General features: G+C 60.6%; 9 protein-coding genes. 6 read left to right on the forward strand and 3 right to left on the reverse strand.

Going from position 1 to position 17,768, the window contains the following annotated elements:
* Both R3C19_14005 and R3C19_14010 read right to left on the reverse strand, forming a co-directional pair.
* On the reverse strand, positions 1–1,071 hold a 1,071-nt coding region (locus tag R3C19_14005; GenBank protein ID MEZ6061454.1), incomplete at its 3' end, for an ATP-dependent helicase.
* 219 nt (positions 1,072–1,290) lie between these two features.
* Entirely contained in the window at positions 1,291–4,068 is a 2,778-nt protein-coding gene (locus R3C19_14010) for a hypothetical protein (protein ID MEZ6061455.1), read from the reverse strand.
* A gap of 422 nt (positions 4,069–4,490) precedes the next feature.
* Here R3C19_14010 and R3C19_14015 point away from each other — a divergent pair, with 422 nt between their 5' ends.
* The 4 genes from R3C19_14015 (at position 4,491) to R3C19_14030 (ending at position 14,311) form a co-directional block, all read left to right on the forward strand.
* Positions 4,491–4,640 (forward strand): hypothetical protein, encoded by a 150-nt coding sequence (locus tag R3C19_14015; protein MEZ6061456.1) that lies wholly within the window; start codon positions 4,491–4,493, stop codon positions 4,638–4,640.
* 83 nt (positions 4,641–4,723) lie between these two features.
* Positions 4,724–10,363 carry a PKD domain-containing protein gene (locus tag R3C19_14020; protein ID MEZ6061457.1) on the forward strand — a complete coding sequence of 1,880 codons (5,640 nt, stop codon included), beginning with the start codon at positions 4,724–4,726 and terminating at the stop codon, positions 10,361–10,363.
* 220 nt (positions 10,364–10,583) lie between these two features.
* Positions 10,584–11,195, forward strand: a complete 612-nt coding sequence (locus R3C19_14025) for a sigma-70 family RNA polymerase sigma factor (protein MEZ6061458.1) — start codon at positions 10,584–10,586, stop codon at positions 11,193–11,195.
* A 104-nt stretch (positions 11,196–11,299) separates the two neighbouring features.
* Positions 11,300–14,311, forward strand: coding sequence for a protein kinase (locus tag R3C19_14030; GenBank protein ID MEZ6061459.1), 3,012 nt, complete (start codon positions 11,300–11,302; stop codon positions 14,309–14,311).
* Between the two features lie 144 nt (positions 14,312–14,455).
* Here the strand turns inward: R3C19_14030 and R3C19_14035 are convergent, their stop codons facing one another.
* Positions 14,456–14,920, reverse strand: a complete 465-nt coding sequence (locus R3C19_14035) for a TadE/TadG family type IV pilus assembly protein (GenBank protein MEZ6061460.1) — start codon at positions 14,918–14,920, stop codon at positions 14,456–14,458.
* A gap of 333 nt (positions 14,921–15,253) precedes the next feature.
* Here R3C19_14035 and R3C19_14040 point away from each other — a divergent pair, with 333 nt between their 5' ends.
* Complete coding sequence (locus tag R3C19_14040; protein MEZ6061461.1) at positions 15,254–16,423, forward strand: VWA domain-containing protein; 1,170 nt, start codon at positions 15,254–15,256, stop codon at positions 16,421–16,423.
* Positions 16,424–16,462: 39 nt separating this feature from the next.
* Complete coding sequence (locus tag R3C19_14045) at positions 16,463–17,749, forward strand: hypothetical protein (protein MEZ6061462.1); 1,287 nt, start codon at positions 16,463–16,465, stop codon at positions 17,747–17,749.
* Positions 17,750–17,768: the final 19 nt, after the last annotated feature.

Genomic DNA, 17,768 nt, shown 5'->3' on the forward strand with positions numbered 1-17,768 from the left:
CAACGCATTGACCCGATAGAAGATTGCGAAGTCAGAATAAGCACGTCCGCTGCCGGCGACCTGCTGAGCGATCTCTTCGGCGACAGCGTTCGCTTCCGCGTCGCCGTCGGGAAAGATTCTCAGCCGCACCGGTTCGCCGGTTTCGTTGGGGGTCGTCAGTTCCCCGCGATGCCGTCGCGGATTGTGACTGATAAGCTGATCGGCGCAGCGAACGATGGCTCCCGTGCTGCGAAAATTCTGATCCAGCGAAACGATCGTGACGTCCGGAAAGTCCCGTTCGAAGTCACCGATGTTGCCCGGATGAGCACCTCGCCAGCCGTAGATCGACTGATCCGGATCTCCCGTCGCGCACAGATTCGGAAACTGCCGCGACATCGCCGACACAATCCGATACTGCGCCCGGTTCGTGTCCTGGTATTCGTCGACCAGCACGAATCGGTACTGGCTGTCCAGAAAATCGCGAAGGCCGCCGTCGTCCTTCAGCAGTTCGACGACATGCAGCAGCAGCGAATCGAAATCAACGGCATTCTGAGCCAGAAGCCGCTGTTCGTATTCCCCGAAAACGTTGTAGATGATGGCGTCCAGAGGATCGCCGATCCGTTCTTCGTATCGCCGACGGAACGCTTCCGACGTGATCAGATCATTGCGAAACCTGCTGATGCGACTCAGCACGCGCCGCGGATCGTGAGTACCCGTGTCGTGCCCCGCGTCTTTCATGATGCGGCGGATCAGCTGAGTCTGATCGGACTGATCCAGAATCGTGAAGTTGGATTTCAGGCCGACGGTTTCCGGCCAGTTTCTCAGCAGCCGGGCACAAAACCGGTGAAAGGTGCTGACCTGAACCCGAGTTCCGCGCAGCAGCCGGTAGACGCGATCCGCCATCTCCCGAGCGGCCTTGTTGGTAAACGTCAGCGCCAGGATTTCGTCGGTGCGAACACCGCGTTCCAGCAGCCGGGCAATGCGGTGAGTAATGACTCGCGTCTTCCCCGAGCCCGGTCCGGCCATGACCAGCAGTGGACCTTCGAAGTGTTCGACCGCCTGTCGCTGCGCGCTTGTCAGTTGCTCCGCCATGCCGGCAGTTTACGCGTTTGAGTTGCCATCGGATAGTGGCAGCCCCCACATCGCGCCTGCCCGGATCGCGCCTGCCCGAATCGCTTCTGATGCCTGCGCCGGTGCCAATTCAGCGTCCTCGCACGCATGTCGTGCATTTCGTCGTCCTTCCGCCCGCGCCTCCCGGCGAGGCGGCGCGACGAAGCGGGTTTCGTTCGACGTCTTACTGAGAATTCCGCGTTACCTCAGGACAAAACGATAAACGTAATCGCATTCCTGAGTCGCCTGATCGGATTCCAGTGTCCGATAGTTGCGACGCCACAGGGGAATTGTCACCGTCACAGTCAGTGTCGTGATGGAGACAGACGGCGGGACGAAACTGAAGACCGGCACCGGGATATTGAGCGTGATGACCAGATCCTGTCCCCGCGTGCGAGCCACGACGGCTTGAGCGATCTCCGGATTGACCAGTCCCAGATCGAACACATCCGGTCTTTCAATCACAAGTGTCTCTTCGAAATTCGGATTGCCGAACGGAGTGAACTGGTACGCGCTTGTCGGTGCCTGAAACGGATGGTTGTGATCTGACGACGACTGCAGAAACGTAAAGTGATTCTGGTACCGCGGCGACGGCGACACCACCACGTCGACCGGCTGCAGCATTCCGGTTGGCGACAATTGCGGAATGCTTCCGTATGCCGCTGACAGAGGGGCGACCGCCTGTTCCGCAAAATTGACGATCGCTCGATCAAGCGGGATTCCCATGTCGAAGATGCGGCTGACCGGCGGAAAGAACAGATACTGATCCGGATGCAGCAGGCTGGGACTTCCGCTCTGGCTGTTGATGTTCACCACGCCGTCGTCCAGGCCCGCAAGGAACGGTTTCAGAAACGCAGACGACGGAGTGGGATGCCCGCCGGCAACCGTCAGCACGGGAACGGGAGTGCTGTTTGTGGACGAACCCCACAGCAGTTTGGTAATCGGCGGAGACAGATCGACCAGAACGCTTCCGTTGACAACACTCACCCCGGCTGCCGCAAACGACACCAGACTGTCCGTTGCGGAATCGAGTGCAGCCTCGATCGCCGGCACGTTCAGCCCGAATCCAGTCAGCCCGCTGCGGATCAGCGACAATGCCGGATCAACATTCGCGATGGCAATCCCCAGGTCGACGGCGATATCCGAACTGATCGCGAAGCCCGCCAGCAGATTCGCGCCGACAACCACCAGCTCGGCCGCTTCGCTGCCGGCAATCGCGCCGTGCAGGCTGATGTGAACCTTCACGCGTTCGGGACTATGGCTGACATCGCCGAACAGACTCTGCAGTTGCGGATCATTCGCCGTTCGCGCGGCCAGCGCCATGGCCGCGTTCACAACCAGAGCACCCGTCGAATGTGACACGATCACCAGATCGCGGCCGAAGCAGTCCCTGTTTGGCACTGACACAGACTCATGCACGCCTTCGCCGGAATTCATGGCCTTGCTGATCTGTCCCAGCAGCGCATGAGCACACTCAATCAGACGCTGATTCGAACTGTAGGCGGCCGCAAGGTAACGGTTCGACAGTCCTGCCGGCGTGCTGAGATAGTCGTTGACGTGAGTCCGCCAGTAGTTTTCCGCCGCGTTCCGGAAGAACCCTCCATCTTCGAACTCTGCTTCGTCGGTCGGCCAGACTTTCAGCACACTGGAATCGACACCATTCATCGTGTCGGTGACACCCTGCATCACCTGCGCGGGGCTGAAACCATGAACGTAGACGATGTCGCGACCTTCAAAGGGCAGGGCTCGGTCCAGCCTCGGCGGGGAACAGGCAACTCCATTGTCGCCTTCGATGGGTGTCAGATGGTTGAGATCCCCGTGCGGGAACTTGTCCGCCACCGCGACCAGCGCGTCCCGGATGTCCTTCGCCGAAAGCCCTGCGATTGTGGCTTCCGCGAATTCTTCCTGAAGCTCCGACGCTTCCGGCGGGATCCGGCCGCCGAGCGATGCACATTCGTCGCGACGATACCAGTTGCTGTTGCCAAGGCCGTCAAACATCGGTCCATAGAGATCCGCCATCGAGCCCGGTACGAAGTTCACATCGACGGTCTGAGGCTTCGACCGGCGATCAACGAAGTCCTTCCAATCGTCCGGAATGTCGGGCTTTCCGCCTGAGTCCAGGATAGTTGCCACAGGACCGCAGTGATCCGTGACACCAACGCAGACGTCCGCAACTTCGACTGATCCCGTCTGCCGATCGGAATCACTGAACACCGTGACCGCGATGTTTTCGTAGTCCTTCGTGGCACGCCATGACGGCAGCAGAATGCGATTCCAGGTGTCACCCGACAGTTCTCCGGTTTCCGCGATGACAGCAATGTCCGGATTGGTCTGCGGATGCCGGCCGGACGATGGCAGACTGCCGTTGAACACCATGACTCTCAGCCGCACGCCGCGAACATCCTTCAGCATTCGTGAGGACAGCCTGATGGCATACCGCTTTCCCATCCGGAAACCACCGTCGACGGTATTCCATGCCGCATCCCCGGATGATTGACTGCCGGCGAGCGTCAGGATCGTTGTCTTGTGGGGCAGCGATCCGTCTGCGTTCGGCTGAATTCCCGGCGAACCGTAGGCCTTGCGCCATTTCTGGCTCAGCAGATCGTCACAGCACAGCAGGTCGGACAGCGAAACCGGAAGGTTGTCCGGTTCCACATACAGCAGCCTCGGTTCACTGACGGCGATTTCTCTTCCGTCCGGATCAAACGCACGAACTTCCGCGGCGTAAGCTCCGTGGCGAAGGCTGGCGGCCTCGCGAGGAAACTTCAGCGACAACTGTCCGTCAACGGTTGCGCTGACACGATCGTCGCCGCGCCGTAGTGCGTCCTGAGCCTTCTGACCGTCCTTCAACGCGACAATCCGAACGGTATAGCGCAGCGATTCAGGCTTGCGATGATCGATCGTCCAGGAAATCAGCGGGCGCTTCGCGGTAACCGAACAATGCTCCGACGGGCGCGTGATGGTGAGTGCTGTGCTCATTCGGGTCACTCCTGGCGATTGGTGAAGGATCAGCGCTGCAAACACGTGCGCGCGCTGTGGGAATCGACTTCCGCACTTCTAACCGCAGACAGCGGACTCTGCGGGACAGAAGAATTGCAGTGTCCACAGCCGATAGCGCAGGTTGGATTCGCCTGCGGTCCAGGGTCAGGCCGTGCGCGTTCCGTGTGGACTGACTGTCGAACGCGGAATCATCGCGGTGCCGTTCGTTCTGTCACGACGTGCTCGACTTCAGCGCTTTCCCGCACAATGGAAGGTTCGTCGTCGAACCGGCATTCCGCAACTTTGAGGCAGCGAGTGCGTCCGGGCGACTCGGTTACGGCGCGCGGCCGGCCGGCGTCCCGATTTCTCTGCTGCGCGCAGAAAAGTCTCGCTTTCCCGCTTTGCGGGCGGAGGGACAAATCGTGACGCCCGCGAAGAAAATGAACGCCATTGAGGACGGACATATTCAATCGCGGCTGGTGTGCCTGCGATCTCGCCGCAAAGCGGGCACGCCGCTCAGCGGGCACGCCGCCTTTGTGGAAACTTCCGGCATTTTGCTGTCCCGCGTCTGACGTTTCTGCGGTGAGGAACAGGAGGTGCCGCGACGGCGTTGTTCGGCGGCCGGCAAGTTTTCTCATTCTGCAGGGGCTGACTGATGCCAACAATTCGACTTCGTCACCTGACCACCGCCGTCCGTCGCATGTTTTCGGAATGGACCGTTCGCCGGCGCGGCAGTCGCAGAATTCTGGCCGGCGTGCGAGCAACGCCCGGCGCCGCGATGCGTTCGGAGGGTCTGGAATCTCGCGTGTTGCTGGCAGGAACGCCGCTGGTCGTCGATGGCTATGCGGGGAACTCAACGGTCCAGGAATGGGGATTGACGGAATCGTTCTTGTCGACGACGCGAGACTATCTGCTGGATTCGCAGAACTTCGGCGACAGCGGAGTTGTCGACGTGGAATTCGTGATCGGAGCGGGAGTCGACACAGCCGGCTCCGCGGACCCCGGCGGCGATCTGGCGGCTGTGCTGCAAAACACAGACATCTTCTTCAGCGGGCTGGCGACGAATCTCACGCAGCCCGAACGCGACGAACTGCTGTCCTTCGTGACGAACGGAGGAGCCCTGATCGCGACGACGGACTCCCCGGCAGTGAGCATTGCGGGTCTGTTTGGAGTCTTCCACGGCAGTTCGCCTCCCGGTCCCGCGGTGACCAGTCAGATCACGAACTTTCTTCATCCGGTGTCCGCTGGTCCGTTCGGACTTGTTACGTCGTTTGAACAATTTGGTGCCGTTTCCAGCTATTCGAACCTTGGTACTCTGGCCACGGAAATCGGCGCCAACAATCGAGGCACCAGTCTGGCCGTGATTGAACCGGGAGCCGTCGCACCGGGCTCCGGCCCTGTGATTCTGGTTACGGACACGGATGTGTTTACGGATCCGGGAGTATTCGGGGCGACGAATCCGGGCGGCGGTGCGGTCGTCAATTCGACGCTGATTCGAAATGTGTTTGCTTACGCGGCCGGCGTTGCAACGGCCGGAGGACCGCAAACGGAAGTGTCGCTGGATGCTGACGGAAACCTGGTGATCACAGATACTAATGGAGGAGACTCCGATGACTCACTGATCATCCGGTCGGACGTCACGAACGGTGAGTATCTTGTCACTGACTTCAACAATCTGCTGTTTTCCGGCATCCCCGGTGCCACAGCGGGGCCGGCCACGACGATCCGGATTCCGTTTTCCGCCGTCACGGGCAGCCGGATCATTGTCAATACACTCGGTGGCGATGACTCTCTGACGGTCGACCGGTCGCTGGGCGAGTTCACAAAGACGATCATCTACAACGGCGGCGAACAGGCAACCGCTGCCGGTGATTCGCTGGTACTGACCGACGCGGGCGGTGCTGTTGCCACGACGGTGACTCACACTTTCAGCGGAGCCGACAGTGCAGGAGCGGGCACGGGATTCGACGGATCGGTGGACATCGATGGAGCCGTCATCACGTACACGGGGCTGGAACCGATCGACGATCAGGTTTCGGCTCAGCACCGAATCTTCAACTACGGTTCCACTCCGGATGACGTGACTCTGGACGACATCGGAATCGCCGATGACGGGCGAGTGCGGCTTTCCAGCGCGGGAACCAGCGAGTCCGTTGACTTTGTTGTGCCGACAATGTCGCTGACCATCAACGGCGGTGACAATGACGACGAGATTCGTGTTGTCGGGATTGACGATCAGTTTGACGGTGAACTGAACATCGACGGACAGGAAGGCTCCGACATTGTGGACGTCGACCTGTTTGAGCCTCCCGGCGGCCAGCTCATCACCGGCAGCTCACCGGCCGTCCTGTTTGTGATGGACGTGTCGGGCAGCACGACCGGCGGTTCCGGCAGCCTGTTTCAGGGCGATCCGGTGGGAGATCTGAACGGCGACGGCCAGGCGAACACGATTCTGGACGCGGAAATTGCGGCCTTCATCGCACTCAACCAGGACCTGATTGCGCGCGGCGTCGGCGACGTGGCGAACGTCGGTGTGGTGACTTACTCCGGCGGAGGAAACACGCCGACCGGCGGAACGGTGCTGAACGACATGGATCTGTCGGTGTCGGGCGTGCAGGTTGCAACTTCACCGCTGGCGAATTCCAATGGCGGCTTTCCGGATGTCGAAGAGGTGCTGCGAAGTGCTCGAGCCAACGGGCAGACGAATTATGAAGCAGCATTTCGCAAAGCCATCGAATTCTTCAATGCCCTTGGTACCGCTCCCGGCGAAGGCACGGTGGTCTTTCTGTCGGACGGTGACCCGACTCAGGCACTCAGCGGCGGCAATCCCGAAATCGCGTTTCTGGACGAAGTCGCGCAACTCCGGAACAACCTGGGCATCAATCTGCGGGCGTTCGGAGTCGGCAACGGGGCGTCGCTGGAACACCTTGTGAACATTGACCCCGGTGCCAGCATTTTCACGACGACGAATGAACTGCTGGCCGCCGTCGGCGGACTCGACCTGCGATCGATCAATGTCAGCGATTCCGGAACCGTGCCGACCGACGTCGACACCGTGTCCGTCAACGGCACCGACACGGCGGACACGCTGCGAGCAACGCCGGGGCTGATTGAAATGACGATCCCGAACCGGTGGCTGGTTCACCACGACGGATTCGAAAGCGTGCAGATCAACACCGGCGATGGCGATGACTCGCTGCTGCTTGAAACAGATGCAATTCCCGAAGACGGTCTGACGTACAACGCCGGAGGATCCGCTGACAATGACACTCTGGATGTCACCGGTGGTACGTTTCTCGCAGCCGTTCACACACTTGTCAGCGCCACTGACGGAAGCATCCGGTACAGCACGGATTCCACCACGTCCATGATTGCGTTTACCGGCCTGGAGCCCGTCGTCGACAGCACGACCGTCAACAGCCGAGTGTTTGAGTTCTCAGACGCTGACGACACGATTCTGCTGTCCGACGACGGCGTCACAAGTAACGGCTTCTCTTTCATCGATTCGGACGATTCCGATTTCGCTCAGCAGACGACGTTTCGCAATCCACTGGCGCGACTGGCGGTGAACAGCGGTGACGGCATTGATTCGATCAGCGTTCGGGGGCTCGATTCGACATTCGCCGCTGATCTGGTGATCGGTGAGGCCTCCGCCGTGGAAGACGTGCGGTTCGATGTTCTCCCGACGGAAACTCAGGGCGGCGATGTGATGGTGACGGCGGGCTCGCTTTCCGTTGCGACGGAGATCAATTCGGGCGGCGGTGACATTTCGCTGGTCGCGGATTCGGTGACGGGCAGCGGAGACCTGACGTCTGTCGGTGGCAGCGTAAGCGTTCTGGCACAATCCGGCGACGTGGAACTGAGCAGCATCGACAGCAGTGGCGCATTCACGGGCGGGGCTGTCAGCGTCACGGTCGGGGCAGCACAGCAAATGTTTCTTTCGTCAATCGACACCAACGGCATCACCGGCGGCCTGATCACACTTAACGGCGGCGGACAGGTGACATCAGCCATCGTCGGCAACGGGTCGTTGATCAAGGCCGGATTCGGCACGCTGGAACTTCGAGGCGACAACACATATTCGGGGACGACAACGATCACCGAAGGGACGCTGTCGCTGATCGATCTGAGCGGAAGCAACATCGCCCTTTCGTCAGCAATCCATGTCGCAGCGGCAGCAACTCTGGATGCCACCGGGCTTGGCGCGGAGACGCTGGTTCTGGTACCGGGGCAGGTTCTCACCGGTGACGGAACGATCGCCGGCGGGCTCCTGGCAAGAGGCGGGAGCGTCGTGTCCGCGGGCAGCAGTCCCGGAGTTCTCACGATTCTCGGCGATCTGGAATTTGCCTCGGGGTCGTTTGCAACGATCGAGATCGGCGGGCCCGTTGCCGGTACAGGAGCCGGCTTCCATGACCAGCTTAACGTGATCGGCACCGTTACGATTTCGCAGAGCGCGGTCCTGACTGTCGTGGCATTCGATGACGGCACCGGTTCCAGCTACGTACCGACCGTGGGCGCGCAGTTCCTGCTGATCGACAACGATGGATCTCTCGACGCGGTCAATCCGGGAATCGACGACGAGGGATTCAATCATCTGGCTGAAGGGGACGTGTTCAGCACGAACTTCCTGGGTTCCGGCCGGCCGGCAACCATCAGCTACCGCGGCGGCGATGGAAACGACGTGGTGCTTCTGACGAACTCTCCCCCGGTCGCCAGCGCGGGCGGACCGTATTCGGTGCCCGAAGGCGGGATGACGGTTCTTGATGCGTCCGGCAGCAGCGATCTGGAAGATTCAACGGCGTCGCTGGATTTCCTGTGGGATCTGGACGGTGACGGCATCTTCGGGGAGACAGGTGCTGATGCCGCAAACGGTGACGAAGTCGGAATGACGCCGACGTTTGACGCGGCGAACCTGGACGGCCCGGACACGGTGACCGTCACGTTGATTGTGACCGACAGTTCCGGAGAGACCGACGTGGCCTCCGCCACGGTTACTGTCGACAATGTCGCTCCGCAGAACGTCAGCGCCGGCGACGACCAGACGGTTTCCGCAGGCGACATCGTCAGCCTGTCCGGCAGTTTCAACGATCCGGGAATCGCTGATACACACGCTCAAACGTGGACCGTGGTCAGCAGCGGCGGCCAGGTCGTGGCCACCGGCGATGGCAGCACCATCAGCTTCCAGCCGACGCAGCACGGAACTTACACGGCGACGTATACGGTGGAAGACGATGACGGCGGAGTCGCATCGGACGAGGTCGTCGTCACGGTCGAAAACCAGGCACCGGTGATCGAAACGCTCGAAAGTGATGCCTCGTCGCTGCTCGAAAAATCGGATGACGGCACAGTGACCATTATCGGGTCGTATTCCGATTCCGGATTGCCGGACACTCATACGGTGCTGGTGGACTGGGGCGACGGAAGCGCCGTCGAAGAAGTGACCGTCGACCAGCAGACCCGCACGTTCGAAGGGACGCACGAATATGCGAACGGCGGCATCTATTCCGTGACCGTCACTGTCGTTGACGACGGTGACCTGTCGTCGGCTCCGGAATCCGTCAGTTCCGTTGTCACGGGTGTCGGCGTTGTCGACGGAACGCTGTACATCATCGGCACGAACGACGACGACAACGTCAAGCTTCGAGTCAACGAACGAAAAGATGAACTGAAGATCGACGCGAAGTTTGGCCGCACACGCGACCACCACGGCTGTCGCGATCGTGGTTCACACGGCCGCAGGCATGGCCGTTCGAACGACGGATCGGATCGGATTCGCATGACGCTGGTGGCTTCGGAAATTGAGCGAGTGGTCGCGTTCCTCTGCGACGGTGACGACACGTACGACGGCGGCTCGAACGATGACGGCGACCGCGGCGGGTGTGGCGGCTCGCAGCCGGTCGCCGACATCAACATTCGGCAAATCGTCTTTGGAGGCGACGGTGACGACAGGCTGAGCGGTGGCAGGTGGAATGATGCTCTGTTTGGCGGCGCCGGCGACGACGATGTGAACGGCGAAAAAGGTCACGACATCCTTGTCGGAGGCGACGGCCGTGATCGGCTGAACGGCGGCCGCGGTGATGACCTGCTGATCGGTGGTCGCGTTGACAACGACTTCCAGGACGTGTCGGTCATTGACGACATTGATGCCGCGATGACCGAATGGGCCGGCGGCAATCTCGCTGACGCGATGCAGTTTCTGGGGACCGTCGTCGATGATGACGAGCGAGACCATCTGTTCGGCGGGCACGGCGATGATTCGCTCATCGGTGGAAGCCGCGATCGACTGCGGCAATGATGGTTGTGGTGATGACGTTTAACCTTGACGATGTACCGGAATTCCGCGACGCGTCCCGTCGTTCCGCAGGACGATCGGCGGCGATGGATTTCCGGTTGTGGACGAGGCAGCGAGTTCGGTCGGTCGGTCCGGTCGCGGGACCGGCAGCGGCCGGCATGAAGTGATCCGCCGAACGCTCGATGTGAATCGTTGAAATCCATACTCCAACAGTGGTATCCGGATGTCGCACGACGAAACCGAGTTGCTGGATCGACTGCACGCCGGCGATGTCAACGTCCTGGGCGATCTGCTGACGTTGTATCGGTCTCGCCTGAAGGCCATGGTGCAACTGCGACTTGACCGCCGCGTTCAGGGCCGTGTTGACGCGTCCGACGTCATTCAGGATGCGTGCCTGGAAGCGGCCACGCGAGTTCAGGAATTCGTCGACAAGAAGCCAATGACCTTCTTTCTTTGGTTACGATATCTGGTCGGCGAACAGATGATTACGCAGCACCGCAGGCATCTGGGAGCCGCCAAGCGCGACGCGCGACGCGAGATTTCACTGTTCAACCGCCTGCCCGAAGCCAGTACGGCATTGCTGGCCGCTCGACTGATCGGTTCACTGACGGCGCCCAGCGAAGCGGCGGTCCGCGCGGAGAATCGGCTGGAAGTCGAAGAAGCACTGAATTCCATGAGCGAACTGGATCGGGAAATCATCGCCCTGCGGCACTTCGAACAGTTGTCGCGGTTTGAAACCGCGCAGGTTCTGGGGATTCAGGAATCCGCCTGCAGCAAACGTTATGTTCGTGCCATGCAGCGGCTGGGAGACGTGCTGAAGGCAGCGAACACATGACGCAACACATCACCTGCCGACCGGCTGCATTCCACGCAGAACTCATCACATTCGCCGAAAACGGAAGCCGTTGCCGCATCTGAACAGATACACGAGGAAAGCCCATGTCATCCGCCGATTCCTCCGCGCACGCTGTTCTGCTGGACAACATTGCCGACGAATTCGCAAAGCGTCAGCGAGCCGGCGAGGACCCCGACGTCGAAGAATACGTGCAGCGGCATCCGAAACTGGAAGCGGAAATCCGGCAGATCCTGGGAACGCTGTGCCGCATTGAGATCGCGCGGCCGGAAACATTCGGCGCCGGTGATTGCAAACCGCTGTCCGGCGCGGACGGAGCGGAACTCACGCAACTCGGCGACTACCGCATTCTTCGGGAGATCGGCCGCGGCGGTATGGGAGTGGTCTTCGAAGCCGAACAGGTTTCGCTTGGCCGGCGAGTCGCGCTGAAAGCTCTGCCGAATGCGTCACAGCTCGACCCGCGGCAGTTTGCCCGCTTTCAGCTTGAAGCCCGCGCGACGGCAAGGCTGGAGCATCCCAATATCGTACCGGTTCATGGTGTCGGTGAAGACAACAACCTGCACTACTTCACAATGCAGTTCATCGACGGACCGGGACTCGGGGAAGTTCTGAACGAAGTGCGTCTGCTGCGAGACCAGCATGTTCCGTCCGCCGATTCCGACATTTCGGTCGTCGCGCGAACTCTGTGCAGCGGCGAACTTTCGTCATCCGAAGCCGCGGTTCAGGACAAACCGAACGCCGCGCATGACGGTCCCGCCGGTGAAACGCGCGGCACGCGGCTGCCGGACGGCAGGCGAGCCGACTCGACGGTCAACCTGGCCGCCTCGGACACCCTGGTGAATCTTTCGGGCACGTCTGCCGGGCTGCTGGGGGCCAAATACTTTCACAACGTCGCCCGCATCGGAATTCAGATCGCGAACGCGCTGGAGTTCGCGCATGGTCACGGAATTCTTCATCGCGACGTGAAGCCGTCCAACATCCTGCTGGACCTGCGCGGCAAGGCGTGGATCACGGACTTCGGTCTGGCGAAGGCCGAAGACGCCGCCGACGTCACTCACAGCGGAGACATTGTCGGTACGCTGCGGTATATGGCTCCGGAACGTTTCGAAGGCTGGGCCGATCGTCGCAGCGATGTGTATTCGCTGGGGCTGACACTGTATGAACTGGCGACCCTGCAGCCGGCGTTCGGCACAGGCGATCGCGCTCAACTGATTCAGAACATTCGCGACGCAGCGCCGCCGATGCCTCGTACCATCGATGCTCGCATTCCGCCGGATCTGGAAACCATCATCCTGACCGCCATTCATGCGGAGCCGGCTCAGCGCTATCGCACGGCCGGGCTGCTGGCGGAAGACCTGGAACGATTTCTTGCGGGCCAGCCGATTCGAGCCCGGCGGACATCGCCGCTGGAAAAGGCCAGACTGTGGACGCGCCGAAATCCCGTCGTCGCGTCTCTGCTGGCGACACTGATTCTGGTCCTGGCGACGGGATTCGCAACGTCGACCTGGTACTGGCACCAGGCTGCCGTGCGAGCCGCCGCGCTGGAAGTTTCCGAACGCACGGCGACTCAGTATTCCAGGATCGCCACACGGAATTCGGCCGATGCCGAAGACGCCCGAACGGCCGCCGTTCAGCAGCGCGACGTCGCTCTGTCCAAGGCGCGCGACCTGCGGGCCGCCGTCGATCAACTGTTCACCGCGATCGCCGACGATCCGGCCCTGAAGACAGTGGCCCTGGAAAAATTCCGGCGTGGAATGCTGGAACGTGCGAATGACTACTACGACCAGTTTCATGCCGAAACGCCGGACGACCCCGCGCTCGGCTTCGAACACGCGCAGCTGACGTACAAGCTGGCTCAGATGAACCGCGAACTCGGCGACCTCAGAACCGCGAAGCGATTGTTCTCCGGCGTGATCGACGACGCGGACCGTTCCGGTGAAACGAACCCGGCAATGTTCGCCCTGGCCTACAAATGCCGGCTGATGGTCGCCGAATGCAGTTGGAAGCTTGGAGAACACGACGACCAGCTCAGTCGTCTGATTCAGACTTCCGACCGATTCGTCGAACGCCACTCACCGGAAACCGCAGCAAAGTTCCTGACCGAATGTGCTCACATGGCCATGAACGTCCGCCGAGTGTCCGTCGCCTGGAACCTTTCCAATCGCGCTGAGGAACTGTGGAGCACCATCGAACCGGTCCCCGCGATGCAGCGCCAGCATGACCTGCGTGTCGCGCTGCACCTGACGACTCGCAGCCGCCTGGCTCTGGAAATAGACGAATTCAACGAAGCTCGCAGCGCTGCCGGCCGCGCGGCTGACCTGCTGAAACCATACGGACCCAGCGATCTGGTCAGTGCCACGATCGCTGACATGGACTACCTGACAGCCATCGCCTGGTCGCGCGAAGGGCGCTATGTGGAATCGACGGAATACCTTCGGAAAGCGATCGGTATTGTTTCCGAGATGCAGCAGGCGCATCCGGATGTCCAGAGCCACCGCACAAAGTTGATGGACCTGAACTATCACCTGGCGCTGGATCTGCATCGCCAGTCAGCACACGATGACGCCCTGGCGCTGCTGACGATCGTGCTGCGGGATCTGGAGGAAGCCGAGGACCAGTTTGAAGACGTCCCGGTGACTCAGAAACTTCTTCGGGGCGACGTTTTGAACCTGCTGGGCGGCGTCCATTCGGCCCTGGGCCACTTTTCCGAACAGGGTCGCTTCACGCAGGCCGCCATCGAAACTCTTGAGCCGCTTCGTGGCGATGACTCCAATCTGCAGATTCTTGTTTCGCTGGGTAACGCGTGGATTCACCAGGCGGATTTCCTGGGCAACACCGATGCCGAATTTGACGATCGTCTCGCCGCTTTCGAAAACGCAACCGGAATCCTGGAAAGCGTTTTGACCGCGGAGCCTGCTGACAGCCAGGCACGGCAGCACCTGGCTCGTGCTTACATGGCACAGGGCCTGATGTTCGTGGACGCCGACCAGCGGCAGGCCGCCGCGGAGCAGTTCGACAAGGCCATCGATCTGAACGCGGGCACGGCGTCCGACCAGGCTCGCACCCACAGAGCTCAAATGCTGACCGACCGTGAATAGCCGGCAAACCACCGTCAGCCGGCAGCGGCCTCAACCAGCCTGTTCTTGGAAGATCCGGTCGACGGCAGTCAACCCGTGAACGTTTCCCCGACGTTTGTTCGCCACGGGAATGGGTTTCCGTAGCGGCGCGCTGAACAGTCGGCGCTATTCATGCCGCATGGTGGTTTCACCAACCAGCGTTTTGCCCGCCAGATAATCCGCCTGTACCAGGCTCACACGGTCGAACGGCACGGAGACACGAACTCTGATCGTGTCAGATTCCTCCGCGGTGCTGACGTCTGCTGCCGCGCCGTTGACGAAGCAGGTCACGGTGACATCCGCGGCGGTTACTCCGAGTGCGCCGGAGAGGAAGTTATCCACGTAGGCTTCGACCGCAGTTGAGGAACTGCCGTCGAGGATCGCCTGCCGGCAGCCTTCGCGGGATGCATTGGTCACCATCTGACCGACGGACATCGCCCGACCAAACTCAATGATACCCAGCACAAGAATCAGGAAGATTGGAATGATGATGGCGAACTCAACAACCGCGGCGCCGGTACGCGACGATTGGAACGCCGCTGGCCTGTGAGTGCTACTGTTCCGGCATTGGATGGCAGTTGATCTCAACATGGTTGTCCCCGCGCAAATGGATGCCCGCCCTTCCCGAGGTCGGGCTCAACTGGAAAGCTACGTCCAAACTGCGGACTGGCAAACAGGACCGCCCAATTCCGACCTTCCGCAGGCAACTTCGTCGTCATAATCGTCAAGATCTGGCCCAAGCCTGGAAGGATCTGTGGCCTGGCCGCTGTCGATTGCGACATGCACTCCGACTGCGACCCAGGATTCTGAGTCGTTCTCCCCCAGGAACGCTCCTTGTTGCGCTCTTGACCGATCCCATGTCCGGTTCTGACGCGACGCGAAGCCTTCGCTTTGCAAAACAGGCCGTTATTCGGGGCATGACCTGTGCAGACAATCTACCAATTCCTGCCGAAGCGTCGTGGTGCCGTCGCACTGCTGGCGACGTTTCTTCTTGTTGTTGTGCTGATCTTCACGGCTTTCGCTACCGACCTGGGCTTCGTTATGGTCCGAAAGACCGAACTCCAGGCCGCCGTGGACGCGGCAGCCATGGCCGGCGTCATGGACCTGAGGGGCGATCAGGCGACCGTTGAGGCGGCTGTTGACCAGTACCTGATCCACAATGAATTTGACCCGAATGAAACCGGGATTACCCGGACGATTGAATACGGAGTGTGGGACGAACAGGCGGGAACTTTCTCACCAGGCACTTTCGGTGCCGCTAATGCCATGCGGCTGCAGGTGGTCCACGCGGCTTTACCGTCGCTGTTTGGTCGAGTAATGGGCATCAGTTCCTATACGACATCGGCTGAATCCACGGTCGTCCTGGCAAATGGCCCACCCAGAGACATTGTCCTTGTCCTGGACGTCTCCGGGTCGATGAACGCCAGCATGTCGAATGGCTTCAGCCGTATCGAAAACACCATCACTGCCACGAACTCGATGGTCGCAAACCTCAGCGACGAAGACCGCCTTGGACTGGTCGTCTATTCCTGGAGCGACACACTGCGCAATGATATGCAGAAGACGGGGAAGCTGGAAACTCAGATGGATTTCGACCATACGCAGGCACTGAACGTCGTCAACACTCTGACTGCCGGCCACTATACCAGCGGAACCAATATCGGCGGCGGATATCGCGCGGCTCTGGATGTGTTCCTGAACGATCCTTCTCCCCGGGATGCCACGGAACCGGAACTGGTCAAGGTTGTCGTCATTCTGACGGACGGACAGGTCAATATGGCGGAACCCTACCCGTCTCCGGACGACGGACCCACCGGAACGCTGCCTCCGGGTCCGTACAACAAGAACGACTATGTCGACTGGATTGCCATGCAGCAGTGGGCGAACACTCTGAAGGCCCGCGGGATCAAGGTGTATGCCATCAAACTGCATGGCACCGCGGACAGTGACTTTTCGGACACGGCGTCACTTCCGGATTCCTATGACGGCACCTATTTCTTCCATATTGCTCACGGAAGCGAAGATACCTCAAACCTGCTGGACACATATCGGAAGATCGGCGTGGGCCAGAGTGGCCCGAAGATAGTCCGCTGATTGACGCCTGCTGAAATCTGCATCCCCTCGGGATTTCACATGACGACATCCACCACGACCAAGTCGAACCTCTGGTTCCTGGGACCGATCCGCGACGGCGCGCTGATTATCGGCACACCGCTGCTGATTCTTCCCCTGGCCTGGCTGCTGTGCCAAAGCAGATCCGGCACGGCCGCGGTGATCGTGATCGGAGCATTTGGACAACTTGGCCATTGCCTGCCGGGCCTGATCCGAGCCTACGGTGATCACAAGCTGTTCCGGCGCTATCGAACGCGATTTATCGCAGCGCCTCTGGCACTGGGGACGGCGTGCCTGCTGGCGGTGCGGAACAATCTGGACGTGCTGATCCTTGTCGGAGTCACCTGGGCGGTCTGGCACGCGCTGATGCAGACGTATGGGTTCCTGCGAATCTACAACGCTCGGTCCGGCCGGCTTTCGACAACTCTGCGTCGGCTTGAGTTCGGAATGTGTTTTCTGTGGTTTGGCGGAGCCATCCTGCTGAACGAGCAGCCTCTGACACTGCTGCTGCATCGCTGGTATGGAGCCGGCGGGATATTGCTGCCCGCGTCACTGGTGGCAGCCGTGCAGATGATCTGGCTGACAGCGCTGGTGGCTGTGACGCTGGCTTATGCCGGCATGGTGGTCCGGTCGCATCTGACAGGAAGTCCGATTGCATTGCCGTCGGTGCTGACGATGATCTCCGGTACCGGCTTCTATTGGTTCGCCTATGCCGGCGCCACAAACATCCTTGTTGGTGCTGCGATGTTTGAGATCTTCCACGACGTGCAGTACCTGACGATTGTGTGGCTGTTCAATCGCCGTCGCGTGGAACAGTCGGCGGGTGTCGGCGGCTTCGTGCGGTTTCTGTTTCGGCGCAGCGGAGCACTGGTTGGCGTCTATATTGGAATCGTCTGTGCATTCGGCGGTCTGCGACTGATTGAGTCTTCACTGCCGGCGGGAATCCCCGGCGAGGCACTGACCGCACTGCTCGCGCTGACAGGACTGCTGCACTACTATTACGACGGATTCATCTGGAAGGTCCGTGACGAATCAACACGGGAGTCGCTCGGCATACGAAGCGACCGCACAGACGGCCGGCGCCTGAATCTGTCCGGGTACGTTCACGCGCTGAAATGGACGGTCGCCGCGATTCCAATCCTGTGGCTGACCTGTGTCGAGTCCGTCGTTCAGCCGGACGAGACCACGTGCCGGCTGCTGGTGCAGCGAAGTCTGTCTTCCACGGGCTTCGCACATGTGTTGGTTTCCGCCAGCCCCGACTCCGAGTCTGCCATTGTCGCTCCGGAAGGGTCGATACGCTTGCGGTGAATTGCTGCATGCCGGAGGA

Source organism: Planctomycetaceae bacterium (assembly GCA_041398785.1).
GTDB lineage: Bacteria > Planctomycetota > Planctomycetia > Planctomycetales > Planctomycetaceae > JAWKUA01.

Excerpts from the sequence above, each read along its gene's own strand:
- R3C19_14010 (MEZ6061455.1), bottom strand. The coding sequence starts at position 4,068 with ATGAGCACAGCACTCACCATCACGCGCCCGTCGGAGCATTGTTCGGTT.
- R3C19_14020 (MEZ6061457.1), top strand. The coding sequence starts at position 4,724 with ATGCCAACAATTCGACTTCGTCACCTGACCACCGCCGTCCGTCGCATG.
- R3C19_14025 (MEZ6061458.1), top strand. The coding sequence starts at position 10,584 with ATGTCGCACGACGAAACCGAGTTGCTGGATCGACTGCACGCCGGCGAT.
- R3C19_14030 (MEZ6061459.1), top strand. The coding sequence starts at position 11,300 with ATGTCATCCGCCGATTCCTCCGCGCACGCTGTTCTGCTGGACAACATT.
- R3C19_14035 (MEZ6061460.1), bottom strand. The coding sequence starts at position 14,920 with ATGTTGAGATCAACTGCCATCCAATGCCGGAACAGTAGCACTCACAGG.
- R3C19_14045 (MEZ6061462.1), top strand. The coding sequence starts at position 16,463 with ATGACGACATCCACCACGACCAAGTCGAACCTCTGGTTCCTGGGACCG.